The organism is Streptomyces sp. Edi4 (assembly GCF_040253615.1).
Taxonomy (GTDB): domain Bacteria; phylum Actinomycetota; class Actinomycetes; order Streptomycetales; family Streptomycetaceae; genus Streptomyces.
Genome location: NZ_JBEJGY010000004.1, coordinates 1,709,642 through 1,734,379, shown reverse-complemented (window position 1 = coordinate 1,734,379; position 24,738 = coordinate 1,709,642). Strand labels below are relative to the sequence as shown.

Annotated in this window: 17 protein-coding genes, 3 rRNA genes and 1 pseudogene; 15 read left to right on the top strand and 6 right to left on the bottom strand. The window is 67.7% G+C overall.

Annotated features, from left to right (window positions below; translation table 11 throughout):
* Nucleotides 1-166 precede the first annotated feature (166 nt).
* Nucleotides 167-2,686 (top strand): ABC transporter ATP-binding protein/permease, encoded by a 2,520-nt coding sequence (locus tag ABR738_RS09905; RefSeq protein ID WP_350229598.1) that lies wholly within the window; start codon nucleotides 167-169, stop codon nucleotides 2,684-2,686.
* 95 nt (nucleotides 2,687-2,781) lie between these two features.
* On the opposite strand, the gene ABR738_RS09900 is transcribed toward ABR738_RS09905, so the two are convergent.
* Nucleotides 2,782-3,453: a transglycosylase SLT domain-containing protein gene (locus ABR738_RS09900; RefSeq protein ID WP_350229597.1), complete on the bottom strand. Its 672-nt coding sequence runs from the start codon at nucleotides 3,451-3,453 to the stop codon at nucleotides 2,782-2,784.
* A 601-nt stretch (nucleotides 3,454-4,054) separates the two neighbouring features.
* Between ABR738_RS09900 and ABR738_RS09895 the strand changes: the two genes are divergently transcribed.
* The 3 genes from ABR738_RS09895 to ABR738_RS09885 all read left to right on the top strand — a co-directional run bounded on the left by ABR738_RS09895 (nucleotide 4,055) and on the right by ABR738_RS09885 (nucleotide 6,308).
* Entirely contained in the window at nucleotides 4,055-5,257 is a 1,203-nt protein-coding gene (locus ABR738_RS09895; RefSeq protein ID WP_350229596.1) for a GAF domain-containing sensor histidine kinase, read from the top strand.
* On the top strand, nucleotides 5,250-5,894 hold the full coding sequence (locus tag ABR738_RS09890) for a response regulator (protein WP_350229595.1): 645 nt from the start codon (nucleotides 5,250-5,252) through the stop codon (nucleotides 5,892-5,894). The genes ABR738_RS09895 and ABR738_RS09890 overlap by 8 nt, the downstream gene beginning before the upstream one ends.
* Before the next feature lie 171 nt (nucleotides 5,895-6,065).
* Nucleotides 6,066-6,308, top strand: a complete 243-nt coding sequence (locus ABR738_RS09885; protein ID WP_350229594.1) for a chaplin — start codon at nucleotides 6,066-6,068, stop codon at nucleotides 6,306-6,308.
* Between the two features lie 623 nt (nucleotides 6,309-6,931).
* Here ABR738_RS09885 and ABR738_RS09880 read toward each other — a convergent pair.
* Nucleotides 6,932-7,717 carry an Rv1486c family protein gene (locus ABR738_RS09880; protein ID WP_350229593.1) on the bottom strand — a complete coding sequence of 262 codons (786 nt, stop codon included), beginning with the start codon at nucleotides 7,715-7,717 and terminating at the stop codon, nucleotides 6,932-6,934.
* A 149-nt stretch (nucleotides 7,718-7,866) separates the two neighbouring features.
* Here ABR738_RS09880 and ABR738_RS09875 point away from each other — a divergent pair, with 149 nt between their 5' ends.
* The 4 genes from ABR738_RS09875 (at nucleotide 7,867) to ABR738_RS09860 (ending at nucleotide 11,046) form a co-directional block, all read left to right on the top strand.
* On the top strand, nucleotides 7,867-8,658 hold the full coding sequence (locus ABR738_RS09875) for an ABC transporter ATP-binding protein (protein WP_350229592.1): 792 nt from the start codon (nucleotides 7,867-7,869) through the stop codon (nucleotides 8,656-8,658).
* A gap of 43 nt (nucleotides 8,659-8,701) precedes the next feature.
* Nucleotides 8,702-9,133, top strand: coding sequence for an NfeD family protein (locus ABR738_RS09870; RefSeq protein ID WP_350234504.1), 432 nt, complete (start codon nucleotides 8,702-8,704; stop codon nucleotides 9,131-9,133).
* Nucleotides 9,134-9,212: 79 nt separating this feature from the next.
* Complete coding sequence (locus ABR738_RS09865) at nucleotides 9,213-10,163, top strand: SPFH domain-containing protein (RefSeq protein WP_350229591.1); 951 nt, start codon at nucleotides 9,213-9,215, stop codon at nucleotides 10,161-10,163.
* Nucleotides 10,164-10,272: 109 nt separating this feature from the next.
* The gene (locus ABR738_RS09860; protein ID WP_350229590.1) at nucleotides 10,273-11,046 is read left to right on the top strand and encodes a sulfite exporter TauE/SafE family protein; all 774 of its coding nucleotides are present in this window, start codon (nucleotides 10,273-10,275) and stop codon (nucleotides 11,044-11,046) included.
* A 43-nt stretch (nucleotides 11,047-11,089) separates the two neighbouring features.
* On the opposite strand, the gene ABR738_RS09855 is transcribed toward ABR738_RS09860, so the two are convergent.
* The 3 genes from ABR738_RS09855 to ABR738_RS09845 all read right to left on the bottom strand — a co-directional run bounded on the left by ABR738_RS09855 (nucleotide 11,090) and on the right by ABR738_RS09845 (nucleotide 13,172).
* Nucleotides 11,090-11,605: an HNH endonuclease gene (locus ABR738_RS09855; protein ID WP_350229589.1), complete on the bottom strand. Its 516-nt coding sequence runs from the start codon at nucleotides 11,603-11,605 to the stop codon at nucleotides 11,090-11,092.
* Between the two features lie 183 nt (nucleotides 11,606-11,788).
* A complete protein-coding gene (locus ABR738_RS09850) occupies nucleotides 11,789-12,325 on the bottom strand; it encodes a YbhB/YbcL family Raf kinase inhibitor-like protein (RefSeq protein WP_350229588.1) in 537 nt (178 codons plus the stop codon).
* A 49-nt stretch (nucleotides 12,326-12,374) separates the two neighbouring features.
* Complete coding sequence (locus ABR738_RS09845; RefSeq protein WP_350229587.1) at nucleotides 12,375-13,172, bottom strand: sporulation protein; 798 nt, start codon at nucleotides 13,170-13,172, stop codon at nucleotides 12,375-12,377.
* 94 nt (nucleotides 13,173-13,266) lie between these two features.
* On the opposite strand from ABR738_RS09845, the gene ABR738_RS09840 reads away from it, so the two are divergent.
* The 6 genes and pseudogenes from ABR738_RS09840 to ABR738_RS09815 all read left to right on the top strand — a co-directional run bounded on the left by ABR738_RS09840 (nucleotide 13,267) and on the right by ABR738_RS09815 (nucleotide 22,159).
* Nucleotides 13,267-13,908, top strand: coding sequence for a DNA-3-methyladenine glycosylase (locus ABR738_RS09840; protein WP_350229586.1), 642 nt, complete (start codon nucleotides 13,267-13,269; stop codon nucleotides 13,906-13,908).
* A 548-nt stretch (nucleotides 13,909-14,456) separates the two neighbouring features.
* Nucleotides 14,457-15,982 (top strand): 16S ribosomal RNA (locus tag ABR738_RS09835).
* Between the two features lie 285 nt (nucleotides 15,983-16,267).
* Nucleotides 16,268-19,392: ribosomal RNA gene (locus ABR738_RS09830) — 23S ribosomal RNA — on the top strand.
* A gap of 105 nt (nucleotides 19,393-19,497) precedes the next feature.
* A 5S ribosomal RNA gene (gene rrf / locus ABR738_RS09825) occupies nucleotides 19,498-19,614 on the top strand.
* The 16S, 23S and 5S rRNA genes sit together here, the layout of an rRNA operon.
* A 271-nt stretch (nucleotides 19,615-19,885) precedes the next feature.
* Nucleotides 19,886-20,644 (top strand): annotated as a pseudogene (locus ABR738_RS09820) (hypothetical protein); the annotation flags it as partial.
* Nucleotides 20,645-21,241: 597 nt separating this feature from the next.
* Nucleotides 21,242-22,159 (top strand): tetratricopeptide repeat protein, encoded by a 918-nt coding sequence (locus ABR738_RS09815; protein WP_350234502.1) that lies wholly within the window; start codon nucleotides 21,242-21,244, stop codon nucleotides 22,157-22,159.
* A gap of 151 nt (nucleotides 22,160-22,310) precedes the next feature.
* Here the strand turns inward: ABR738_RS09815 and ABR738_RS09810 are convergent, their stop codons facing one another.
* Nucleotides 22,311-23,594: a DUF1015 domain-containing protein gene (locus tag ABR738_RS09810; protein WP_350229585.1), complete on the bottom strand. Its 1,284-nt coding sequence runs from the start codon at nucleotides 23,592-23,594 to the stop codon at nucleotides 22,311-22,313.
* Nucleotides 23,595-23,666: 72 nt separating this feature from the next.
* Between ABR738_RS09810 and ABR738_RS09805 the strand changes: the two genes are divergently transcribed.
* A complete protein-coding gene (locus tag ABR738_RS09805; RefSeq protein ID WP_350229584.1) occupies nucleotides 23,667-24,695 on the top strand; it encodes an HAD-IIA family hydrolase in 1,029 nt (342 codons plus the stop codon).
* Nucleotides 24,696-24,738 lie beyond the last annotated feature (43 nt).

Below are 24,738 nucleotides of genomic sequence, written 5' to 3'. Positions count from 1 at the left end.
CGGGACTGTGCCCGGTCTGTGCACGTCATTCACACGGCCCGGGTTTCGGATACGAGCCCGGGCCTGAAATAGTTCCCCACGATGTTCACCATCCCTAGACTCCCGGCGTCGGGAGTAACGGGCCTCCGGCGCGGAGGTCTTTCGGGGGACGACAAGTGGGGCTGGAGTGCCGGAACTCGTACTGGAATTGAATGGCAGCACCTGGACGCTCGATCCGTCCAGGTCGTACACCCTGGGACGTGATCCGCAGGGTGACCTCGTCGTGGACGACGCCAGAGTCTCGTGGCGGCACGCCACGATCAGCTGGAGCGGCAGCGGTTGGGTCATCGAGGACCACGGATCCACCAATGGCACCTATGTGCGGGGCCAGCGCATCCACCAGATGGACATCGGCCCCGGGTCCCTGGTCCACCTCGGCAACGCGACCGACGGACCCAGGCTGAACCTGTCCGGCGCCGCCGCTGCCGCCTACGCACAGCCCGCCCCCGCCCAGCAGGCGCAGGCGGCCCCCGCCCACCCGGGGCCCCAGCAGGCCCCACCCCAGCAGGGCGGCTGGGCGCAGCAGCCCCAGCAGGCGCAGGTTCCGCAGCAGGCCTGGCCGCAGCACCAGCAGCCGCCCCAGCAGCAGTTCCCGCAGCAGGGCGGCGGCCCGGCCGGAGCCCCGGCGGTCTACGGGGACCGCAGCCCGACCACGTTCCACCAGGTCGCGCTCGGCCGTGTCATGCGCATCGGCCGTGCGCTCGAGAACGAGCTGGTCGTCTCCGACCTCCAGGTCTCGCGCCACCACGCCGAGTTCCACGCGACGCCCGACGGCCGCATGGAGATCCGCGACCTCGGCTCGCACAACGGCACCTACGTCAACGGCCAGCCGATCGCCAAGGGCGGCAGCGTCCTGCTCGGCCCGCAGGACATCGTCGGCGTCGGCCACTCCACCTTCCGCATCGTCGGCGACCGGCTCGAGGAGTTCGTCGACACCGGTGACGTCTCCTTCTCCGCGCGCGGCCTGACCGTCACGGTCGACGGCGGCAAGGACATCCTGAAGGACGTCTCCTTCGGCGTCCCCGAGAAGTCCCTCATCGCGGTCATCGGCCCCTCGGGTTCGGGAAAGTCGACCCTGCTCAAGGCGCTCACCGGCTACCGGCCCGCCAACAAGGGCGACGTCCTCTACGACAACCGCAACCTCTACAAGCAGTTCGCCGAGCTGCGCCAGCGCATCGGTCTGGTCCCGCAGGACGACATCCTGCACAAGGAGCTGACCGTCAAGAAGGCGCTGAAGTACGCGGCCAAGCTGCGCTTCCCCGCCGACACCACCGAGAACGAGCGCCAGCAGCGCATCGACGAGGTGCTGCGCGAGCTGAAGCTGGACATCCACAAGGAGAAGAAGGTCACCTCGCTCTCCGGCGGCCAGCGCAAGCGCGTCTCGGTGGCCCTGGAACTGCTGACCAAGCCGTCGCTGATCTTCCTGGACGAGCCCACATCGGGCCTCGACCCGGGCATGGACCGCGACGTCATGCAGCTCCTTCGCGGCCTCGCCGACGACGGCCGCACCGTCCTGGTGGTGACCCACTCCGTGGCCGAGCTAGCCATCTGCGACAAGCTGCTCGTGATGGCGCCGGGCGGCTCGGTGGCGTACTTCGGCCCGCCCGAGGAGGCGCTGAACTTCTTCGGCTACAGCACCTGGGCCGATGTCTTCTCCGCCTTCGAGAGCTACCGTGACTACGACTGGGCGGGCCGCTGGAAGGGCTCGCAGCACTACCAGATGTACGCCGCGGACATCGACGCCGTCGCCCCGCAGTCGGCGCAGATGCCGCCGGCCCAGTCGATGAAGCCGCCCAAGCCCCAGGGCTGGATCTCCCAGTTGTGGACGCTGATGCGCCGCTATGTCTCGGTCATCGCGTCCGACAAGGGCTTCCTCGCCCTTTCGGTGGCCCTGCCCGCGGTGATCGGCTCGGTCAGCGTCGTCATCCCGGCGAAGTTCGGGCTCGCGCCGCCGACGCCGCCGTCCCGGTTCAACGGGGACGCCGGCACGATCATGCTGATCCTCACGGTCGGCATGTGCTTCTCGGGCGCGGCCAACTCCGTACGAGAACTGATCAAGGAACGGGTCATCTACGAACGGGAGCGGGCCACCGGCCTCTCCCGCTCGGCGTACCTGATGTCCAAGATCCTGGTGCTCGGGGTCATCACCGCTTTCCAGGGCGTGATCCTCTGCGTCATCGGCTTCTCCACGCGCAAGCTGCCCGCCGAGGGCCTGGTGATGCCGCCCGCGGTCGAGATGTGTCTGGTCGTGATCGCGCTCGGCTTCACCTCGATGATGTTCGGCCTGATCATCTCCGCGCTGGTGAAGACCTCCGAGAAGACAATGCCGCTCCTGGTCATGTTCGCCATCGTGCAGGTCGTGTTCACCGGCATCCTCTTCAAGGTGTACGACTCGGTCGGCCTTGAGCAGTTCGCCTGGCTGATGCCGTCCCGCTGGGCCATCGCGGGCGTCGGCACCACCCTCGACCTCTCCCACCTGATGGGGCCGATGGACCAGAGCGACCCGACCAACCTGGACCCGCTGTGGAAGCACAGCGTCGCCCAGTGGTGCGTCGACATCTCGGTGCTGCTCGCCATCGGCATCGTCCTCGGCTTCGTGGTCGCGCGTCTGCTGCGCCGCCACGAGCCGGAGGTCATGCGCAAGTAACGGCAGCGCCCTGGGCACGATCAGCCCGCACGCCGAAGGGCGGCACCCCGCACGGGGTGCCGCCCTTCGGCGTCGCGTGTGCCGTCCTGCGTCACTCAGTAGGCGCTGTTCACGTTGTCCATCGAGCCGTACTTGTCGGCCGCGTAGTTGGCGGCCGCGGTGATGTTGGCGACCGGGTCGTAGATGTTCCACGACGTGCCGGGCACGTGGTAGGCGTTGAAGGTCGGCTGGATGACCTGGAGCAGCCCCTTGGACGGGACGCCGTTGATGGCGTTGATGTCCCAGCCGTTGATGGCCATCGGGTTGCCGGTCGACTCGCGCATGATGTTGCGGTGCAGTCCCTCGTAGGTGCCGGGGATGCCCTTGCTCTTCATGATGTCGAGGGACTGGCGGATCCAGCCGTCGAGGTTGTTGGCGTAGACCGGCTTGCGGGCGGCGGAGCGGCTGGCCGCGGCGGCCTCGTCACGCTTCTTCGCCTCGGCGTCGGCCTTGGCCTTGGCAGCGGCCTTGGCCTTGGCGGCCTCGTCGGCCTTGGCCTGCTTGTCCGCGGTCACCTGCTGCTTGGAGATGCTCTCCGAGACCGTCTTGGTGCTGGCGACGGTCGCCATGAAGGCGGCGGGCTCGGCAGCTGCGGCGTCGCTCGACTGACCCGTCCCGGGGAAGACCGAGAGGGCGAGAGCGGCGGCGCCGAGGGCGGCTACACCGGCAATCGAGATCTTGTGCGTCTGGTTGAGACGACTATGACCAAGGTTGCTGGACTCGGGCATGGTGGTGGGACCTCTTCCGAATGGCGGGGACGGCGCGATGAAGCGCCGCGGCGGTTGGGCCGCAGCGCTGTGCGACGGGAGCCATTGTTAGCGGCCGCAAAAACTGGAGGCAAAGGTGCCACTTACGAAGCCGGGTAGTGGATCAGGGCACCGCGAAAGCTGCCTCATACCCGCGCGTACGCGGCTCACACCACCTTTATTTGTCCACTAAACGGCTTCGTAAGTGATGTGCGTCCTATGTGCGGGCTCACATCGGAGGGCAAACGGAATCACGAAAAGTTGCTGAAGCAATGCGTAGCGTGAGGGTTGTCATCCGCGAGGACGGGAGGGACGCCGCCGAACTCGTACCCCGGGCAGAGCCCGCCCGGCGCCGGGTCGTGGACGTCCCCTCGTCGCCCGGTCTCGACCGGGCGACGAGCGGCCGCCGGACGTCGGAGCCGCCGTCACCGGCATGGACCGTCCCGAGCCGCCCCGCCGCACCGCTACCGCGTCGGGTCGCCGGGACCCGCCCCGCAGGGCCCTTCGGCCTAGGTCGCGCGGCCCAGCCACGGCCGTCCAGGGACCGAGGTGCGCTGTCATACCCCGCCGGTACGGTGACCACATGAGCAGTCCCCGCCCCGCGCACCCCGCCGGACCAGGGCAGAGCCCGTCGCCCAGCGCGGGACTCGCCGCCGTGAGCACCGCCCTGCTCGCCATGAGCCGGCACCTGGAAGTCAGGGACGTCCTCAAGACGATCACCGCCTCCGCCCGTGAACTGCTCGACGCGCGGTACGCGGCGCTCGGCGTCCCCGACGACCACGGCGGCTTCGCGCAGTTCGTGGTGGACGGCGTCAGCGACGAGCAGTGGCGCGCGATCGGGCCGCTGCCGCGCCAGCACGGCATCCTGGCCGCGATGCTCCACGAAGAGAAAGCCGAGCGCCTGGCGGATGTCCGCGAGGACCCGCGCTTCGAGGGCTGGCCCGCCGCCCACCCCGACATGTCCGACTTCCTCGGCATGCCGATCCGCGACGGTGAGGAGACGCTGGGCGCCCTCTTCCTCGCCAACAAGCGGGGCCGCGACCCCGAGGGCGGCCGCGACCCGGAGAGCGGCTGCGGCTTCACCGAACGGGACGAGGAACTGCTGCGCCTGCTCGCCCAGCACGCCGCGATCGCCCTCACCAATGCCCGCCTGTACGAGCGCAGCCGCGAGCTGACCATCGCCGAGGAGCGCTCCCGGCTCGCCCACGAGCTGCACGACGCGGTCAGCCAGAAACTCTTCTCGCTGCGCCTCACCGCCCAGGCGGCCGCCGCACTGGTCGACCGCGACCCGGCCCGCGCCAAGGGCGAGCTCCAGCAGGTCACCGCGCTCGCGGCCGAGGCCGCCGACGAACTGCGCGCCGCCGTGGTGGAGTTGAGGCCGGCCGCCCTGGAGGAAGACGGCCTGGTGCACACCCTGCGCACCCAGATCCAGGTCCTCGACCGCGCGCACGCGGCCCGCGTCACCTTCGACAACCTCGGGGTGCGCGCCCTGCCGCCCTCCCAGGAGGAGGCGCTGCTGCGGGTCGCCCAGGAGGCTCTGCACAACGCGCTGCGCCACTCGGGCGCGGGCCGGGTCGATGTCGTCCTGGAGCGCAAGGGGGCGGGCGCCGTCCTGCGGGTCACCGACAACGGCCGGGGCTTCGAGCCCAGCCGGGTCCGCCGCGCCGGGCGCCACCTCGGGCTCGTCTCCATGCGGCACCGGGCCGGCGGTGTCGGCGGCAGGCTCACCGTGCGTTCGGCTCCCGGCGCGGGCGCCACGATCGAGATGGAGGTCCCCGGTGGCTGACAAGGTGATCAGGGTCCTGATCGTGGACGACCATCAGGTGGTCCGCCGGGGCCTGCGTACGTTCCTCGAAGTGCAGGACGACATAGAAGTGGTGGGCGAGGCGTCCGACGGCGCCGAGGGCGTGGCCCGCGCCGAGCAGCTGAGGCCGGACGTCGTCCTGATGGACGTGAAGATGCCGGGCATGGACGGCATCGAGGCGCTGCGCAAGCTGCGCGAACTCGCCAACCCGGCCCGGGTCCTCATCGTCACCAGCTTCACCGAGCAGCGCACCGTGGTTCCCGCCCTGCGCGCGGGTGCGTGTGGGTACGTATACAAGGACGTCGATCCGGACGCGCTGGCCGGAGCGATCCGCTCGGTGCACGCCGGGCACGTGCTGCTCCAGCCCGAGGTCGCGGGCGCGCTGCTCAGCCAGGACGACGCGAGCGGCGGCACCGGGCGCGGCACGACGCTGACCGAGCGGGAGAAGGAGGTGCTGGCGCTGATCGCCGACGGCCGCTCCAACCGCGAGATCGCGCGCCATCTCGTGCTGTCCGAGAAGACCGTCAAGACGCACGTCTCGAACATCCTGATGAAGCTGGACCTCGCGGACCGCACCCAGGCCGCGCTGTGGGCGGTACGGCACGGTGCGGCCGGCTGATTGGGCCTGTACGGGATGTTCACGGGGGAGGAAGCGGAACGTCAGGATCCGGTGCGAGATTCATACCGTCGTGTAAATGTCACCCGCATGGCGCATCCCTCGCGGGCGGCGGGCGTTCTCCATGGCATGCCGCGGCGGTTGGTCGCGGCGACGACCAGGAGGATCCACACCATGAAGTTCAACAAGGCTCTCGCCGTCACCGTGCTCGCCGGCGGCGCCCTCGCCGCGGCGACCGGCGCCGCCTCCGCCCACGGCGGGGCCCAGGCCGAGGGCAAGACCGAGCGCTCCCCGGGCGTCGTCTCCGGCAACCTGGTCCAGGTGCCGGTGCATGTACCGGTGAACGCCACCGGTAACACGGTCAACGTGGTTGGTCTCCTGAACCCGGTCTTCGGCAACCAGAGCGCCAACTTCTGACCCCCGTCGCCCGCCCCGGCCCCCGGCCCCACCCCGGGGGCCTCGGGCGGTGCGGGCCGTGGCCGCTCCTCGCGCAGTTCCCCGCGCCCCTGGCGGCGTCGGTGGGGGCCCGCACCGGCACCCTCAGCCCGTCCGGCGTTTCGCGACACGGGGTCCGGGGCGGAGCCCCAGGGGCCCTCGCTGCGGGTCGTGGGTGGCTGGTCGCAGTTCCCCGCGCCCCCAGCTGCTCGGCGCTGGCCCGTACGGGCATCTTCAGCCTGTCCGGCGTTTGAGGACGAGCGCCCTTCAGGCGTGACACGGGGTCCGGGGCGGAGCCCCAGGAGCCCTGGCTTGCGGGTTGTGGTCGCTCCTCGCGCAGTTCCCCGCGCCCCTGACCACTCGGCCCTGGCCAGCACAGGCATCCCCAGCCTGTCCGGCGTTTGAGGACGAGCGCCCTTCAGGCGTGACACGGGGTCCGGGGCGGAGCCCCAGGGACCCCGGCTGCGGGTCGTGGTCGCTTCTCGCGCAGTTCCCCGCGCCCCTGGGTGGGGCAGGCGCTGGCCCGCACCGGCAAACTCAGCCCGTCATGGGGGTCCCCCCTGGCCTTTAAGGCCTTGGGGGAGATTGAGGACGGGCGTTGGGGGTCAGCCCCGGTGGCGTTCTTCGACGTACGCGTTGTACGCCGCGACCCGCGCCCGCCGGGCCACCCGCTCCACCGGCCGCAGCGCCTCCCCCCGCGCGGCGATCTCCGACGCGCTCACCGCACCCCCGTGCCCGTTCTCGTACGCGAGCGCGACCAGCAGACCGACCCGCCGGGCCAGCTCAAGGACCCGCACCGCGCGCGGCGGATACCCGGGCGCGAGAACGTCCTCGTCGGGCCCCTCGGCCCGCGCCCGGTACGCGTCGATCGCCGCCGAGGCCGCAGGACCCGACCCCGCGACGTCGAGCCGCGTCAGCGTCAACGTCGCCTCCCGCAGCGCCTCCGCCAGCTCCCGCTCCGCCTCCCCGAGCGAGGGCACGTCCGCGGGCGGCGCCGCGCGCACCGCGAGGCAGTGCCAGACGACCTCCGTGTGCACGTCCCCGGCGGGCCCGGCCTCGTACACCTCGGGGACCAGACCATAGGGAGCCCCGAACCCCACCACCGCCTCCTCGGCCGCGAGCGCCCGGGCATTGAACTCCGGGGGGCCGCTCAGCCCCAGCGGATGCCCCGCCACCGGCAGCGCGACCCGCCAGCCGCTGACCCCGAGCGCACGCAGCCGCCCGAGCGCCAGCGTGAGCCCCACGGGAGCGGACTCGCCGGGCAGCCCCTCGACGCGGTGCACCGCGTCGTCCCCGACGATGGCGAGCGCCGCGTCGTCCGGCGAGACATTTCCGGCCAACAGGGCATTTCCCCAAGCGGCCAGCCGACCTGAACGTGGTTCCGAGAACATGACCACAAGCCTAGAGAAACCGCACGACCGGACCTAGAGGCAGGATCACTTCCCCAGTGGCGTAGGTTTTCCCTGGGGACCGCGCCCACCGGCGCGCCCCGCACCGCACTCGCGAACACAAGACGATGGCATGGGGAGACAACGCGCTCATGAGCGATGTACTGGAGCTGGTGGACGTATCCGTGGTCCGCGACGGACGCGCTCTGGTGGACGACGTCTCCTGGTCGGTCAAGGAGGGCGAGCGCTGGGTGATCCTCGGCCCCAACGGCGCCGGCAAGACCACCCTCCTCAACATCGCCTCCAGCTACCTCTTCCCGAGCACCGGCACCGCCAGGATCCTCGGCGAACAGCTCGGCAAGGTCGACGTCTTCGAGCTGCGCCCGCGCATCGGCATGGCCGGAGTGGCCATGGCAGACAAGCTCCCCAAGCGCCAGACCGTGCTCCAGACGGTGCTCACCGCCGCGTACGGCATGACCGCCACCTGGCAGGAGCAGTACGACGCCGTCGACGAGGACCGCGCCCGCGCCTTCCTCGACCGGCTCGGCATGACCGACTTCCTGGACCGCAAGTTCGGCACGCTCTCCGAGGGCGAGCGCAAGCGCACCCTGATCGCCCGCGCCATGATGACCGACCCCGAGCTCCTGCTCCTGGACGAGCCCGCCGCAGGCCTCGACCTCGGCGGCCGCGAGGACCTGGTCCGCCGCCTCGGCCGGCTCGCCCGCGACCCGTACGCCCCCTCGATGATCATGGTCACGCACCACGTCGAGGAGATCGCCCCGGGCTTCACCCACGTCCTGATGATCCGCCAGGGCAAGGTGCTCGCCGCCGGCCCCATGGAGACCGAGCTCACCTCCCGCAACCTCTCCCTCTGCTTCGGCCTCCCGCTGCTCGTCGAGCACCGCGGCGACCGCTACACCGCCACGGGCCTCCCGCTCGGCTGACCGGGCGCACTGTCGGTGAGGGGGCGCGCCCACCTACCATGACCTGGTGGACATCGAGGCATGGGTCTGGTGGCTGGTGGCCGCGGCGGGTCTGGGCATCCCCCTGGTCCTGACCGCCATGCCCGAATTCGGCATGATGGCGGCCGGGGCGATCGCCGCCGCCATCGGCGCGGCCCTCGGTCTCGGCGGCGTCGCGCAGGTGCTGCTCTTCGTGGCCGTCTCGGTCGCGCTCATCGCCGTCGTACGCCCCATCGCCGCCCGCCACCGCGACGAACGGCCCCAACTGGCCACCGGCACCGACGCGTTGAAGGGCCGGCAGGCCCTCGTCCTGGAACGGGTGGACGCCGAGGGCGGCCGGATCAAACTCGCGGGGGAGGTCTGGTCGGCCCGCGCACTGGGCCCCGACGAGGTGTTCGAGGCCGGCCGGCAGGTCGACGTGGTCGAGATCGACGGAGCCACTGCCATCGTCATGTGAACCATGCCAGGATCATCGGGCCCGGCAACTCCCAATGTTTCCAGGGCCATCCGAGAGCAAGAAGGGCACGGGGTACGCGATGCAACCGATCATCATCGTCCTGATCATCCTGGTGGTGCTGGTCTTCATCGCCCTGATCAAGACCATCCAGGTCATCCCACAGGCCAGCGCCGCCATCGTGGAGCGCTTCGGCCGCTACACCCGGACGCTGAACGCGGGCCTGAACATCGTCGTCCCGTTCATCGACTCGATCCGCAACCGCATCGACCTGCGCGAACAGGTCGTGCCCTTCCCGCCCCAGCCGGTGATCACCCAGGACAACCTGGTGGTCAACATCGACACCGTCATCTACTACCAGGTGACCGACGCCCGGGCCGCCACCTACGAAGTCGCCAGCTACATCCAGGCGATCGAACAGCTCACCGTCACCACGCTCCGCAACATCATCGGCGGCATGGACCTGGAGCGGACCCTGACCTCCCGCGAGGAGATCAACGCGGCCCTGCGCGGCGTCCTCGACGAAGCGACCGGCAAGTGGGGCATCCGCGTCAACCGCGTCGAGCTCAAGGCGATCGAGCCGCCCACCTCCATCCAGGACTCGATGGAGAAGCAGATGCGCGCCGACCGTGACAAGCGCGCCGCGATCCTCCAGGCCGAAGGTGTACGGCAGTCGGAGATCCTGCGCGCCGAGGGTGAGAAGCAGTCCGCGATCCTGCGCGCCGAAGGTGAGGCCAAGGCGGCGGCCCTGCGCGCCGAGGGCGAGGCCCAGGCCGTCCGCACGGTCTTCGAGGCGATCCACGCGGGCGACCCCGACCAGAAGCTGCTCTCCTACCAGTACCTCCAGATGCTCCCGAAGATCGCCGAGGGCGACGCCAACAAGCTCTGGATCGTGCCCAGCGAGATCGGCGACGCCCTCAAGGGCCTCTCCGGCGCCTTCGGCAACCTCGGCGGCGGCATGCCGGGCTTCAACACCGGCAACGGCGGGAACGGCGCCAACGCCGAGCGCCGCGAAACACCCAGCGTCGAGTGAACCGGTCCCGGGGCAAGGGCTGTTGACGGCCCCGGGCACCCTTCATGCATGATCAGTGCGGCCCCTCGACCTCCATGGCGGGGAGGCGACTCACTGAATGCCTAAGGAGATGGCCTTGTCCATCTGGGAAGCACTCGCGGTCTTCGCGGCCGGTATCGGCGCGGGCACCATCAACACGATCGTCGGATCCGGCACGCTGATCACCTTCCCCGTGCTCCTGGCGACCGGCCTGCCACCGATCACCGCCAACGTCTCCAACTCCCTCGGCCTGGTGCCTGGCTCCATCAGCGGCGCCATCGGCTACCGCCACGAACTGCGCGGCCAGACCCGGCGCGTACTGCGCCTGGCCGGCGCCGCCCTCCTCGGCGGCCTGGCCGGCGCGATCCTGCTGCTCGCCCTGCCGTCCTCGTCGTTCGACGCGATCGTCCCCGTCCTGGTCGGCATCGCCCTCGTGCTCGTACTGTTCCAGCCGCGCCTGGCCGCCGTCATCGCGCGGCGCCGCGAGGCCAGCGGCACCGAGGCCCACCCCGAAGGCGGCGTCGCCCTGCTCGTCGGCCTCTTCCTCGCCAGCATGTACGGCGGCTACTTCGGCGCCGCCCAGGGCGTTCTGTACCTCTCCTTGATGGGCCTGCTCCTGCACGACAGTCTTCAGCGCGTCAACGCCGTCAAGAACGTCCTCGGCGCCGTGGTCAACGGCATCGCGGCCGTCTTCTTCCTCTTCGTCGCCGAGTTCAACTGGACCGCCGTGCTGCTCATCGCCGTCGGCGCGACCATAGGAGGGCAGATCGGCGCCAAGGTCGGCCGCCGACTCAAGCCCGCCGTGCTGCGTGGGGTGATCATCGCCGTCGGTATCGTCGCGATCCTCCAACTGACCCTGAAATAAAGGGCGTTGGCCGGGGGAGAGGAGCGATCGTCGACCCCGCGGTTCAGGCCGCGGGCGCGGCGCCCGTCGCCAGCCACTCGGGCAGCTCCGAGCGGTCACCGGCCGCCATCGCGAGCAGCATCGCATCGGCCGGCGACGGCACGAACGGCTGGCGCAGCAGCGGCATCCCCGCCTCCTCCGGCGTCCGGTCCGCCTTACGGTGATTGTCCTCGGCGCAGGACGCCACCGTGTTCAGCCACACGTCCCGGCCGCCCTGCGCCCGTGGCACCACGTGGTCCACGGTCGTCGCGCGCCGCCCGCAGTACGCACACCGGTGCTGGTCCCTGATCAGGACCCCCCGTCTCGACCACGGCGCGTGTCTTCGGAAGGGCACCCGTACGTATCTGCACAGCCGGATCACCCGGGGCACCGGAAGATCGACGGCCGCCGCCCGCACCCGCAGACCGGGGTGGGACTGTTCGACGACGGCCTTGTCCTGGAGGACCAGCACCACGGCACGGTTGAGCGTCACCGTCGACAGTGGCTCGAAGCTCGCGTTCAGTACCAGCGTGTCCCTCATCGTGCCCACCTCCGTAGTGCCGGCCCACTCCCTGGCGGGCTTGGATCAACTCTGGCCGGGCTCGCCACGATGGACAACGCAATATTCCGTGCCCGGCCGAGCGACCGTCCGGCCCCGACAACAGAAAAAATGCCCTGCCTTGATCTCTCCAGGACCAGGGCAGGGCAAACGGAAAACGAACGATCAGCTCTCGGCGGGCGCCGTGTACTGACCGATGAGCTGCGCGCGCCCCAGCGTGTGGAAGCGCAGATTGAAGCCGACCGCAGCGGGCGACGCCTCCGCGCCGGGGCCCAGCTTCTCGGTGTCGACCGCGTACACCGTGAACACATACCGGTGCGTCTCACCGGCCGGTGGCGCCGCGCCGCCGAAGTCCTTCGTCCCGTAGTCGTTGCGCACCTGCACGGCGCCGGACGGCAGACCCTCGAACTTCCCGCTGCCCGCCCCGGCCGGCAGCTCCGTCACCGACGCCGGGATGTCGAACACCGACCAGTGCCAGAACCCGCTGCCCGTGGGCGCGTCCGGATCGAAGCACGTGACGGCGAAGCTCTTCGTCCCCGAGGGGAACCCCTCCCACCGCAGCTGCGGCGAGGTGTTGCCGGCCGCGTACACCTGGGCGTCCTTGAGCGGGGCACCCGGTTCGACGTCCTCGCTCACCACCGTGAACGACGGCACCTCGGGATGGAAGTCATGGGGAAGCGGCGGCCTCTTGAGCTCGCTCACGTCGGCACCTCCTGAATCGCGTCACTTGCGTCAACTGGCACGACCGAGCCTAGGGGGTCCGCCCCTGGAACCAGTCGCGCCGCCCGCCGACCTCGGCCAGCCACTGGTTGAGGTACGCCGCCCAGTCCGTCCCCTGGAAGTCGCGCAGCCCCACCTGGAAGGAGCGGTAGGAGTCGCCGCCCTCGGTGAACAGGCCCGGCTTCTTGTCCATCTCCAGGATCACGTCCATCTCGCGGTCGTCCGCGACGAACGTCAGCTCCACCTGGTTCAGACCCCGGTACTGCGCCGGCGCGTAGAACTCGATCTCCTGGTAGAAGGGCAGCCGTTGCCGGGTCCCGCGGATGTGCCCCTTCTCCATGTCCGCGCTCTTGAAGCGGAACCCGAGCTGGATGAACGCGTCGAGGATCGCCTGCTGGGCGGGGAGCGGATGCACCTGGATCGGGTCGAGATCACCGGAGTCGAGCGCGCGGGCGATCGCCAGCTCCGTCGTCACACCGATGTGCATGCCCCGCAGCTGCTGTCCGTCGATGGCCGTCACGGGCGTCTCCCACGGGATCTCGAGCCCGAACGGCACCACGTGCACGGCCCCGGCCCGCACCTCGAAGGCCCCGCCGAGGCGGGCCCTGGTGAACTCGATGTCCTGCTTGTGCTCGTGCTCACCGCCCTCGACCTCGACCCGGGCCTGCAAACCCACGGAAAGGCCCTCGATGTGCTGGTCGACCGACCCGCCCTGGATCCGGACCTCACCCTGGACGACGCCGCCCGGCACCACATGGGTCTCGGTGAGCTCGGTCTCCACCGACGCCCCGCCCGCCCCCAGGCTCGCCAGCAGCCGCTTGAACCCCATGCCAGTCCTTCCCCTGCATCCGTTCGATCTGGACCCTACGAACGCGTGACGACGACCTCCGGTTCCCTTCGGCCGTCAAGTACGCTCGTACGGCATGATCACGGCCACCGAACGTACGCCACTTCCCCGGGACTTCTTCGACCGCCCTGTCCTCGAAGTCGCCCCGGACCTCCTGGGCCGCACGCTGGTACGCCTCACTCCGCACGGGCCCCTGGAGGTCCGGCTCACGGAGGTGGAGGCGTACGACGGCCCCAACGACCCGGGCTCGCACGCCTTCCGCGGCCGCACGGCCCGCAACGACGTGATGTTCGGCCCGCCCGGACACGCGTACGTCTACTTCACCTACGGCATGTGGCACTGCCTCAACCTGGTGTGCGGCCCCGAAGGACAGGCGAGCGGTGTACTGCTCAGGGCGGGCGAGGTCCTGGTGGGCTCCGACCTGGCCCGGCCTCGTCGACTCTCGGCCCGCCACGACAGGGAACTGGCCAAAGGCCCGGCACGCCTGGCCACGGCACTCGACGTCGGCCGCGCCCTGAACGGCGAGGACGTCTGCGCGGGCCCCGAGTCCCCCCTGTCCATCCTCACGGGTACGCCTCCCGCGCCCGACCAGGTGCGCAGTGGCCCGCGCACCGGGGTGGGCGGCGACGGAGCCCCGCACCCGTGGCGCTTCTGGATCTCCGACGACCCCACGGTGAGCCCCTACCGGGCCCACCAGCCCCGCAAGCGCCGAACTTGACTCGGCCTCAAGGGGCGCCTAACGTAGCCCGAGCCGCTTGACACGGGCCCTGCTGTTCAGCATCCCCGAGCGGCCATCCACTACCTTCGATCGAACCTCAACGGGTGTGCATTTCGGCGTGCCGAAATTCGTACGCGAATGACTCGATTATGAAGGACCGGGGAAACCCGCTAAAGTAGTGGACACGCCAAGAGGGAAACGCGAAAGCGAAGAACTCGAAGCGAACCCCAATTCGACGGGGAATCGGACACGAAAGAGTCTGATAGAGTCGGAAACACGAAATACCGAAGGGAAGCGCCCGGAGGAAAGCCCGAGAGGGTGAGTACAAAGGAAGCGTCCGTTCCTTGAGAACTCAACAGCGTGCCAAAAGTCAACGCCAGATTGACAACCCCGTCTCCACTTCGGTGGGACGAGGTTCCTTTGAAAAGTCCTGCCGGCCCTCGTGGTCGTCAGGCAATTACACAGCGAGGACGCTGTGGACGGGCCGCCTTATTCCGGTGGTTCCGTCCCGCTCTTACGTGATGTGTGCACCCGATTACGGGTAATCATTCATGGAGAGTTTGATCCTGGCTCAGGACGAACGCTGGCGGCGTGCTTAACACATGCAAGTCGAACGATGAAGCCCTTCGGGGTGGATTAGTGGCGAACGGGTGAGTAACACGTGGGCAATCTGCCCTTCACTCTGGGACAAGCCCTGGAAACGGGGTCTAATACCGGATAACACTCCTCAGGGCATCTTGAGGGGTTAAAAGCTCCGGCGGTGAAGGATGAGCCCGCGGCCTATCAGCTTGTTGGTGGGGTGATGGCCTACCAAGGCGACGACGGGTAGCCGGCCTGAGAGGGCGACCGGCCACACTGGGACTGAGACACGGCCCAGACTCCTACGGGAGGCAGCAGTGGGGAATATTGCACAATGGGCGAAAGCCTGATGCAGCGACGCCGCGTGAGGGATGACGGCCTTCGGGTTGTAAACCTCTTTCAGCAGGGAAGAAGCGAAAGTGACGGTACCTGCAGAAGAAGCGCCGGCTAACTACGTGCCAGCAGCCGCGGTAATACGTAGGGCGCAAGCGTTGTCCGGAATTATTGGGCGTAAAGAGCTCGTAGGCGGCTTGTCACGTCGGATGTGAAAGCCCGGGGCTTAACCCCGGGTCTGCATTCGATACGGGCTAGCTAGAGTGTGGTAGGGGAGATCGGAATTCCTGGTGTAGCGGTGAAATGCGCAGATATCAGGAGGAACACCGGTGGCGAAGGCGGATCTCTGGGCCATTACTGACGCTGAGGAGCGAAAGCGTGGGGAGCGAACAGGATTAGATACCCTGGTAGTCCACGCCGTAAACGTTGGGAACTAGGTGTTGGCGACATTCCACGTCGTCGGTGCCGCAGCTAACGCATTAAGTTCCCCGCCTGGGGAGTACGGCCGCAAGGCTAAAACTCAAAGGAATTGACGGGGGCCCGCACAAGCAGCGGAGCATGTGGCTTAATTCGACGCAACGCGAAGAACCTTACCAAGGCTTGACATATACCGGAAACGGCTAGAGATAGTCGCCCCCTTGTGGTCGGTATACAGGTGGTGCATGGCTGTCGTCAGCTCGTGTCGTGAGATGTTGGGTTAAGTCCCGCAACGAGCGCAACCCTTGTTCTGTGTTGCCAGCATGCCCTTCGGGGTGATGGGGACTCACAGGAGACTGCCGGGGTCAACTCGGAGGAAGGTGGGGACGACGTCAAGTCATCATGCCCCTTATGTCTTGGGCTGCACACGTGCTACAATGGCCGGTACAAAGAGCTGCGATGCCGTGAGGCGGAGCGAATCTCAAAAAGCCGGTCTCAGTTCGGATTGGGGTCTGCAACTCGACCCCATGAAGTCGGAGTTGCTAGTAATCGCAGATCAGCATTGCTGCGGTGAATACGTTCCCGGGCCTTGTACACACCGCCCGTCACGTCACGAAAGTCGGTAACACCCGAAGCCGGTGGCCCAACCCCTTGTGGGAGGGAGCTGTCGAAGGTGGGACTGGCGATTGGGACGAAGTCGTAACAAGGTAGCCGTACCGGAAGGTGCGGCTGGATCACCTCCTTTCTAAGGAGCACAGTACCGATTGCAGACGCATGTTCTGCACGGTCAGCTCATGGGTGGAACGTTGACTATTCGGCACTTCCGGTCGACTCGGGCCGCTAGTACTGCTCTTCGGAGCGTGGAACGCGACACGGGGCGATGGGGAGGGCCGGGCACGCTGTTGGGTATCTGAAGGTACGGCCGAAAGGCTGCCTTCAAGTGCCGGCCCCAGTGCACTCACCAGGTTCTGGTGGGGTGATGGGTGGTTGGTCGTTGTTTGAGAACTGCACAGTGGACGCGAGCATCTGTGGCCAAGTTTTTAAGGGCGCACGGTGGATGCCTTGGCACCAGGAACCGATGAAGGACGTGGGAGGCCACGATAGTCCCCGGGGAGCCGTCAACCAGGCTTTGATCCGGGGGTTTCCGAATGGGGAAACCCGGCAGTCGTCATGGGCTGTCACCCATACCTGAACACATAGGGTATGTGGAGGGAACGAGGGGAAGTGAAACATCTCAGTACCCTCAGGAAGAGAAAACAACCGTGATTCCGGGAGTAGTGGCGAGCGAAACCGGATGAGGCCAAACCGTATGCGTGTGATACCCGGCAGGGGTTGCGCATGCGGGGTTGTGGGATCTCTCTTTCACAGTCTGCCGGCTGTGAGGCGAGTCAGAAACCGTTGGTGTAGGCGAAGGACATGCGAAAGGTCCGGCGTAGAGGGTAAGACCCCCGTAGCTGAAACATCAACGGCTCGTTTGAGAGACACCCAAGTAGCACGGGGCCCGAGAAATCCCGTGTGAATCTGGCGGGACCACCCGCTAAGCCTAAATATTCCCTGGTGACCGATAGCGGATAGTACCGTGAGGGAATGGTGAAAAGTACCGCGGGAGCGGAGTGAAATAGTACCTGAAACCGTGTGCCTACAAGCCGTGGGAGCGTCGCTGTATGTGCTTGCACATACAGTCGTGACTGCGTGCCTTTTGAAGAATGAGCCTGCGAGTTAGCGGTGTGTAGCGAGGTTAACCCGTGTGGGGAAGCCGTAGCGAAAGCGAGTCCGAATAGGGCGATTGAGTTGCACGCTCTAGACCCGAAGCGGAGTGATCTAGCCATGGGCAGGTTGAAGCGGCTGTAAGAGGTCGTGGAGGACCGAACCCACCAGGGTTGAAAACCTGGGGGATGACCTGTGGTTAGGGGTGAAAGGCCAATCAAACTCCGTGATAGCTGGTTCTCCCCGAAATGCATTTAGGTGCAGCGTCGTGTGTTTCTTGCCGGAGGTAGAGCACTGGATAGGCGATGGGCCCTACCGGGTTACTGACCTTAGCCAAACTCCGAATGCCGGTAAGTGAGAGCGCGGCAGTGAGACTGTGGGGGATAAGCTCCATGGTCGAGAGGGAAACAGCCCAGAGCATCGACTAAGGCCCCTAAGCGTACGCTAAGTGGGAAAGGATGTGGAGTCGCAGAGACAACCAGGAGGTTGGCTTAGAAGCAGCCACCCTTGAAAGAGTGCGTAATAGCTCACTGGTCAAGTGATTCCGCGCCGACAATGTAGCGGGGCTCAAGCGTACCGCCGAAGTCGTGTCATTCCAGCATATAGGGCCAACGCCTGCTGGGATGGGTAGGGGAGCGTCGTGTGCCGGGTGAAGCCGCAGCGGAAGCTAGTGGTGGACGGTTCACGAGTGAGAATGCAGGCATGAGTAGCGATACACACGTGAGAAACGTGTGCGCCGATTGACTAAGGGTTCCTGGGTCAAGCTGATCTGCCCAGGGTAAGTCGGGACCTAAGGCGAGGCCGACAGGCGTAGTCGATGGACAACCGGTTGATATTCCGGTACCCGCTTTGAAACGCCCAGTATCGAATCCATTAATGCTAAGGCCGTGAAGCCGCCCTGATCTCTTCGGAGTTGAGGGGAGTGGTGGAGCCGCTGACCCAAGGTGGTAGTAGGTAAGCGATGGGGTGACGCAGGAAGGTAGTCCAGCCCGGGCGGTGGTTGTCCCGGGGTAAGGGTGTAGGACGTGCGGTAGGCAAATCCGTCGCACATATAGTCTGAGACCTGATGCCGAGCCGATTGTGGTGAAGTGGATGATCCTATGCTGTCGAGAAAAGCCTCTAGCGAGTTTCATGGCGGCCCGTACCCTAAACCGACTCAGGTGGTCAGGTAGAGAATACCGAGGCGTTCGGGTGAACTATGGTTAAGGAACTCGGCAAAATGCCCCCGTAACTTCGGGAGAAGGGGGGCCATCACCGGTGATGAGATTTACTCTCTGAGCTGGGGGTGGCCGCAGAGACCAGCGAGAAGCGACTGTTTACTAAAAACACAGGTCCGTGCGAAGCCGTAAGGCGATGTATACGGACTGACGCCTGCCCGGTGCTGGAACGTTAAGGGGACCGGTTAGTGACCTTTCGGGGTTGCGAAGCTGAGAACTTAAGCGCCAGTAAACGGCGGTGGTAACTATAACCATCCTAAGGTAGCGAAATTCCTTGTCGGGTAAGTTCCGACCTGCACGAATGGCGTAACGACTTCTCGACTGTCTCAACCATAGGCCCGGTGAAATTGCACTACGAGTAAAGATGCTCGTTTCGCGCAGCAGGACGGAAAGACCCCGGGACCTTTACTACAGTTTGATATTGGTGTTCGGTTCGGCTTGTGTAGGATAGGTGGGAGACTTTGAAGCGGCCACGCCAGTGGTTGTGGAGTCGTCGTTGAAATACCACTCTGGTCGTGCTGGATGTCTAACCTCGGTCCGTGATCCGGATCAGGGACAGTGTCTGATGGGTAGTTTAACTGGGGCGGTTGCCTCCTAAAGAGTAACGGAGGCGCCCAAAGGTTCCCTCAGCCTGGTTGGCAATCAGGTGTTGAGTGTAAGTGCACAAGGGAGCTTGACTGTGAGACCGACGGGTCGAGCAGGGACGAAAGTCGGGACTAGTGATCCGGCGGTGGCTTGTGGAAGCGCCGTCGCTCAACGGATAAAAGGTACCCCGGGGATAACAGGCTGATCTTCCCCAAGAGTCCATATCGACGGGATGGTTTGGCACCTCGATGTCGGCTCGTCGCATCCTGGGGCTGGAGTCGGTCCCAAGGGTTGGGCTGTTCGCCCATTAAAGCGGTACGCGAGCTGGGTTTAGAACGTCGTGAGACAGTTCGGTCCCTATCCGCTGCGCGCGCAGGAACATTGAGAAGGGCTGTCCCTAGTACGAGAGGACCGGGACGGACGAACCTCTGGTGTGCCAGTTGTCCTGCCAAGGGCATGGCTGGTTGGCTACGTTCGGAAAGGATAACCGCTGAAAGCATCTAAGCGGGAAGCCTGCTTCGAGATGAGTGTTCCCACCTCCTTGAGAGGGTAAGGCTCCCAGTAGACGACTGGGTTGATAGGCCAGATGTGGAAGCCCGGTAACGGGTGGAGCTGACTGGTACTAATAGGCCGAGGGCTTGTCCTCAGTTGCTCGCGTCCACTGTGTTTGTTCTGAAGCAACGAACAGTTGCTGGTTGAGCAGAACCCACTTAACTAAAAAGTGTGCTTGTTCGCTCGAAACCGATAGGGTTTCGGTGGTCATAGCGTTAGGGAAACGCCCGGTTACATTCCGAACCCGGAAGCTAAGCCTTTCAGCGCCGATGGTACTGCAGGGGGGACCCTGTGGGAGAGTAGGACGCCGCCGAACAATATTTCAGGACCCTTGGTCCCAGCGTTCACGCTGGGACCAAGGGTCCTTTTGTTTTTCTGCTTTGTTTTGCCGAAGCGCGTCGGGCAGCCGACTGCGCGAGAATGACTGTAGTACCCGAAGACTAGGAGTCACGATGTCCACCAACTCTCCCGACGACCGTCCGGAGCGCGAGCCGCGCCGTCAGGACGGTGGCGACCGGGGCGGCTACCGCGGTGGTCGAGACGACCGCGGCCCGCGTCGTGACAACGACCGTGGTGGCTCCGGCGCGCGTCGTGACGACAGTCGTGGTGGTTCCTCCGGCGGCGGTTACCCCCGTCGCGACGACCGTGGTGCTCGCCCGGCCGGCGGTGGCAGCTCGTACGGGCGTCGTGATGACCGTCCCGCTCCGCGTCGTGATGACGACCGTGGTGGGTTCCGGCGTGACGACAACCGTGGCGGTGGTGGCGGCGGCTTCCGTCGTGACGACAACCGTGGTGGGGCGTCCGGTGGTGGCAGCTCCTACGGTCGTCGCGATGACAATCGTGGTGGCGGCAGCTCGTACGGGCGTCGTGATGACCGTCCCGCCCCGCGTCGTGACGATGACCGCGGTGGGTTCCGTCGTGATGACCGTCCGGTTCCGCGTCGTGATGACGACCGTGGTGGGTTCCGGCGTGACGACAACCGTGGCGGTGGTGGCGGCGGCTTCCGTCGTGACGACAACCGTGGTGGGGCGTCCGGTGGTGGCAGCTCCTACGGTCGTCGCGATGACAATCGTGGTGGCGGCAGCTCGTACGGGCGTCGTGATGACCGTCCCGCCCCGCGTCGTGACGATGACCGCGGTGGGTTCCGTCGTGATGAGCGTCCGGCTCCGCGTCGTGATGACGACCGTGGTGGGTTCCGGCGCGATGACAATCGTGGTGGCGGCAGCTCGTACGGCCGTCGTGACGATCGTCCGGCTCCGCGTCGTGATGACGACCGTGGTGGTCGCCCGGCCGGCGGTGGCAGCTCGTACGGGCGTCGTGATGACCGTCCCGCCCCGCGCCGTGACGACGACCGCGGTGGGTTCCGTCGTGACGACAACCGTGGTGGGGCCTCCGGCGGTGGCGGCTCCTACGGTCGTCGCGATGACAATCGTGGAGGCGGCGCTTCTTACGGCCGTCGTGACGATCGTCCGGCTCCGCGCCGCGATGATGACCGGGGTGGTTTCCGGCGCGACGACCGTCCGGCTCCGCGTCGTGATGACGACCGTGGTGGTCGCCCGGCCGGTGGTGGCAGCTCGTACGGGCGCCGTGATGACCGTCCCGCCCCGCGTCGCGATGACGAGCGCGGTGGGTTCCGGCGCGACGATCGTCCGGCTCCTCGCCGCGACGACGAGCGCGGTGGGTTCCGCCGTGATGACCGTCCGGCCCCGCGCCGTGATGACGACCGTGGCGGGTTCCGGCGTGACGACCGGGGCGACCGCGGTGGGTACCGTGGGCGCGACGACCGCCGTGACGACCGGGGCGACCGGGGCCGGGACGACCGCGGTGGCTACGGGCGCCGTGACGACCGCGACCGGGACCGCGACCGTGAGCCCGTCAAGCGGCTGCCGATCGACGAGGACGTCACCGGCAACGAGATCGACGAGAGCGTCCGGCAGGAGTTGATGAGTCTGCCCAAGGGCCTCGCCGAAGAGGTCGCCTGCAACCTGGTGATGGTGGCGCGGCTCATCGACGACGAGCCCGAGCGGGCGTACGCGTACTCCCGCATCGCGCTGCGGCTCGCCTCCCGAGTGGCGGCCGTGCGCGAGGCCGCGGGCTTCGCCGCGTACGCCACTCAGAAGTACTCCGAGGCGCTGGCCGAGTTCCGCGCCGCGCGTCGCATGACCGGGTCCGTGGAGCTGTGGCCCGTCATGGCCGACTGTGAGCGTGGGCTCGGGCGTCCCGAGCGGGCGCTGGCGATGGCCGGCGAGCCCGAGGTGCAGAAGCTCGACAAGCCCGGGCAGGTCGAGATGCGTCTCGTCGCGGCCGGTGCGCGCCGGGACATGGGGCAGCTCGACGCCGCCATCGTGACCCTTCAGAGCCCCGAGCTCGCGTCGAACTCCGTCCAGCCGTGGACCGCGCGCCTGCGGTACGCGTACGCCGACGCGCTGCTCTCGGCCAAGCGGGAGGACGAGGCGCGCGAGTGGTTCGCCAAGGCGCTTGAGGCGGACAAGGACGGCACGACCGACGCGTCCGACCGCCTCGCCGAGCTCGACGGTGTCGACTTCGTCGACGCCATGGTCGAGGACGAGGACGAGGCCGAGCCGGACGCCCACGCGCCCCGCGAGGAGCGCGTGCAGGACGTGGACCTGCCGCAGGACCCCGACTTCGACGACGAGGGTGAGGAAGAGGACGAGTTCGAGGGCGACGACTCCGATGTCGTGCGCGCCGCCGAGACCGCCGATGCCGACACCGCCGACACCGCCGACACCGCCGACGCCGACGCCGACGCCGAGAGCGCCGACGCTGCCCCGGTCGAGCCCGTGAAGGACGAGGCCGCCCCGGCCCCGGCCCCGGAGAAGGACAAGGGCACGGACGCCTGATGTCGCGCTCCCACCGCCTGTGATGGCTGAGCGGTGAAGGGAAGGAGGCGGTACCCCGCGAGGGGTACCGCCTCCTTTTTCGTGCTCCGCCGGGAAGATCAGACGCACCTCGGTTCGCGCGCGTCAGTCCACGCGCGTCAGTTCGCGCGCGTCAGTTCACGGTCAGGCTGCGCAGCACCAGGCCGGTGGCCGGCTTCGGGCCGAAGGACGTCGACTTGCGGGGCATCGTGACGCCCTGGCGGGCCAGATCCCGTACGACTTCCTCGCGGACCGGGTGCATCAGGACCGCCGTCTTGCCGTGGCGCTCCGCCTGCTCGACCGCCGCGCCCGTGTCGTGGATGTAGGCGATCTCCTCCGGTGTGTCGGGGATGCGCCAGATGTCGTCGAGCAGGGTCGAGTGCAGGACCGTCGCGTCGAGCGAGCGCCAGGCCGGCGGTCGGTCGGCGCGGATCGTGCGGGCCAGCAGCGCCTCGTCCGGGCGGTCCACCAGGTGGAAGCCGCCGTCGCCCGCGAGCAGGAACGCGTTGCTCTCGGCGGCGGCCCGGCCGAGCTCTTCCATCGCCTCGGCGAGGGGCACGTCCAGGGTGCGGACGCGGAAGGCGCCGGACGCGGTGACTGCGGCGAGGGCCTTGGCCACCGGCAGGCGGTGCAGCAGGCGGTGGATCGAGCGGACCCGCAGCGGGTAGCGGGCGGTGTCCACGAGCAGGACCAGGCCGAAGTCCCAGGGGCCCGGCGAGGTGTGCTCGTCGCGCAGGCGCAGGTAGGTGGCCCAGCGGTGGTGGCCGTCGGCGATGACCGCCTGGTGGGCGGCGAGGTCGGCCTGGACCTCCGTGAGATCGGCCGGATCCGTCAGGGCCCACAGACGGTGGCTGAAACCGTCCTCCGTGGTGGTGCGCAGCAGCGGCTCGCGCTCGATGGCGCGCTCGATGACGGCGGTCGCGCCGTGCTCGGGGCCGTTGCCGCGGTAGGTCAGGAGCAGGGGTTCCAGGTGGGCGGCGGTGGTGCGCATGAGGGCCGCGCGGTCCTCGACGACATGCGGCATGACGTCCTCGTGCGGCAGGACGACGCCCTCGGCCGGTTCCGACAGGGCGAGCGCGCCGATGAGGCCGCGCTGGAGGATGCCGTCGCCCTCCTGCTCGTAGACGTACAGAGCGGGTTCGGGGTCCGCGGCGAGCACGCCCTCCTCGAGCCAGTCGTCCAGCGTCAGGGCGGCCTGCTGGTTGCGGGCGGCCGGGGAGGCGGCCTGCGGAAGGATCAGCCGGACGATGTTGTAGGGGTCCGCCGACTCCAGGTGCAGCAGCCCGTCGGGGCGCACCACCACGTCGTACGGCGGTGAGGTCACGGCAGCGAGGCTGCCCACCCGCTCGGGAACATAGCGCAGTCCGCGGAAGGGGATCAGGAGCAGCCCGGAGTCCGCACGCCCAGTTGTGCTCATCCGTGCATGGTATGTGGGGTGCGGGCATGCGCGATGATCGGGGGCAGGGCATCGATCGAGGAGTGGATGAAGATGAGCCAGACCGGCCGAATCAAGCCGAGTGGGAGCGCGCGGGCGCTGAACGAGGCGTACGACACGGCTCTGCTGGATCTGGACGGGGTCGTCTACGCGGGCGGCGCGGCCATCGCGCACGCCGTCGACGCGCTCGCGACGGCGCGGGACGGCGGGATGCACCTGGCGTACGTGACGAACAACGCGCTGCGTACGCCGGATGCGGTCGCCGAGCATCTGACGGAGCTCGGGGTGCCGGCGGAAGCGTCCGATGTGATCACCTCTGCGCAGGCGGTCGCGCGGCTCATGTCCGACCAACTTCCCAAGGGATCGCGGGTGTTGCTCATCGGCGGCGAGGGGCTGCGGGTCGCGCTGACCGAGCGCGGGCTCGTCCCGGTGGAGTCGGCCGACGACGATCCGGTCGCGGTGGTGCAGGGGTATGGGGGTCCGGACCTGACCTGGTCCCGGCTCGCGGAGGCCTCGTACGCGGTGGCCCGGGGGCTGCCGTGGTTCGCGTCCAATGTCGACTTGACGATTCCGAGCGGGCGGGGGATCGCGCCCGGCAACGGCGCGGCGGTCGAGGTCGTCCGCATCGCCACCGGCGCCGATCCCCAGGTGGCCGGAAAACCGCTGCCGCCGATGCATCGCGAGACGGTGCTGCGGACCGGCGCCGAGCGGCCGCTGGTCGTGGGGGACCGGCTCGACACGGACATCGAGGGTGCCTTCAACGGCGGTGTCGACTCGCTGCTCGTGCTGACCGGCGTGACGGACGGCGCCCAGCTGCTCGCCGCCCGGCCCGAGCACCGGCCCACTTATGTCGACGCGGATCTGCGCGGCTTGCTGACCGGGCAGCCCGAAGTGACCGAGGGCAGGGGTGAGTTCGGGTGCGGCGGGTGGACCGCGTCCGTCACCGAAGGCGAGTTTGCGCTCGACGGCGAGGGGGAGGCGATGGATGGACTGCGGGCGCTGTGCGCGGCGGCCTGGAACCATGCCGGGGACGGGGCGTGCGAACTGGACGCGGCGAAGGTCCTGGGGCGACTGGGTCTCTGAGGCTCCGCCGGGGGAGCAGCCATCGGAGTGCAGGGTAGGCTAA

What these genes read in the sequence shown, in the direction of transcription:
- ABR738_RS09900 (WP_350229597.1), bottom strand. Translation starts at nt 3,453, where the DNA reads ATGCCCGAGTCCAGCAACCTTGGTCATAGTCGTCTCAACCAGACGCAC.
- ABR738_RS09895 (WP_350229596.1), top strand. Translation starts at nt 4,055, where the DNA reads ATGAGCAGTCCCCGCCCCGCGCACCCCGCCGGACCAGGGCAGAGCCCG.
- ABR738_RS09885 (WP_350229594.1), top strand. Translation starts at nt 6,066, where the DNA reads ATGAAGTTCAACAAGGCTCTCGCCGTCACCGTGCTCGCCGGCGGCGCC.
- ABR738_RS09880 (WP_350229593.1), bottom strand. Translation starts at nt 7,717, where the DNA reads ATGTTCTCGGAACCACGTTCAGGTCGGCTGGCCGCTTGGGGAAATGCC.
- ABR738_RS09875 (WP_350229592.1), top strand. Translation starts at nt 7,867, where the DNA reads ATGAGCGATGTACTGGAGCTGGTGGACGTATCCGTGGTCCGCGACGGA.
- ABR738_RS09865 (WP_350229591.1), top strand. Translation starts at nt 9,213, where the DNA reads ATGCAACCGATCATCATCGTCCTGATCATCCTGGTGGTGCTGGTCTTC.
- ABR738_RS09860 (WP_350229590.1), top strand. Translation starts at nt 10,273, where the DNA reads ATGGCCTTGTCCATCTGGGAAGCACTCGCGGTCTTCGCGGCCGGTATC.
- ABR738_RS09855 (WP_350229589.1), bottom strand. Translation starts at nt 11,605, where the DNA reads ATGAGGGACACGCTGGTACTGAACGCGAGCTTCGAGCCACTGTCGACG.
- ABR738_RS09845 (WP_350229587.1), bottom strand. Translation starts at nt 13,172, where the DNA reads ATGGGGTTCAAGCGGCTGCTGGCGAGCCTGGGGGCGGGCGGGGCGTCG.
- ABR738_RS09840 (WP_350229586.1), top strand. Translation starts at nt 13,267, where the DNA reads ATGATCACGGCCACCGAACGTACGCCACTTCCCCGGGACTTCTTCGAC.
- ABR738_RS09815 (WP_350234502.1), top strand. Translation starts at nt 21,242, where the DNA reads ATGAGTCTGCCCAAGGGCCTCGCCGAAGAGGTCGCCTGCAACCTGGTG.
- ABR738_RS09810 (WP_350229585.1), bottom strand. Translation starts at nt 23,594, where the DNA reads ATGAGCACAACTGGGCGTGCGGACTCCGGGCTGCTCCTGATCCCCTTC.
- ABR738_RS09805 (WP_350229584.1), top strand. Translation starts at nt 23,667, where the DNA reads ATGAGCCAGACCGGCCGAATCAAGCCGAGTGGGAGCGCGCGGGCGCTG.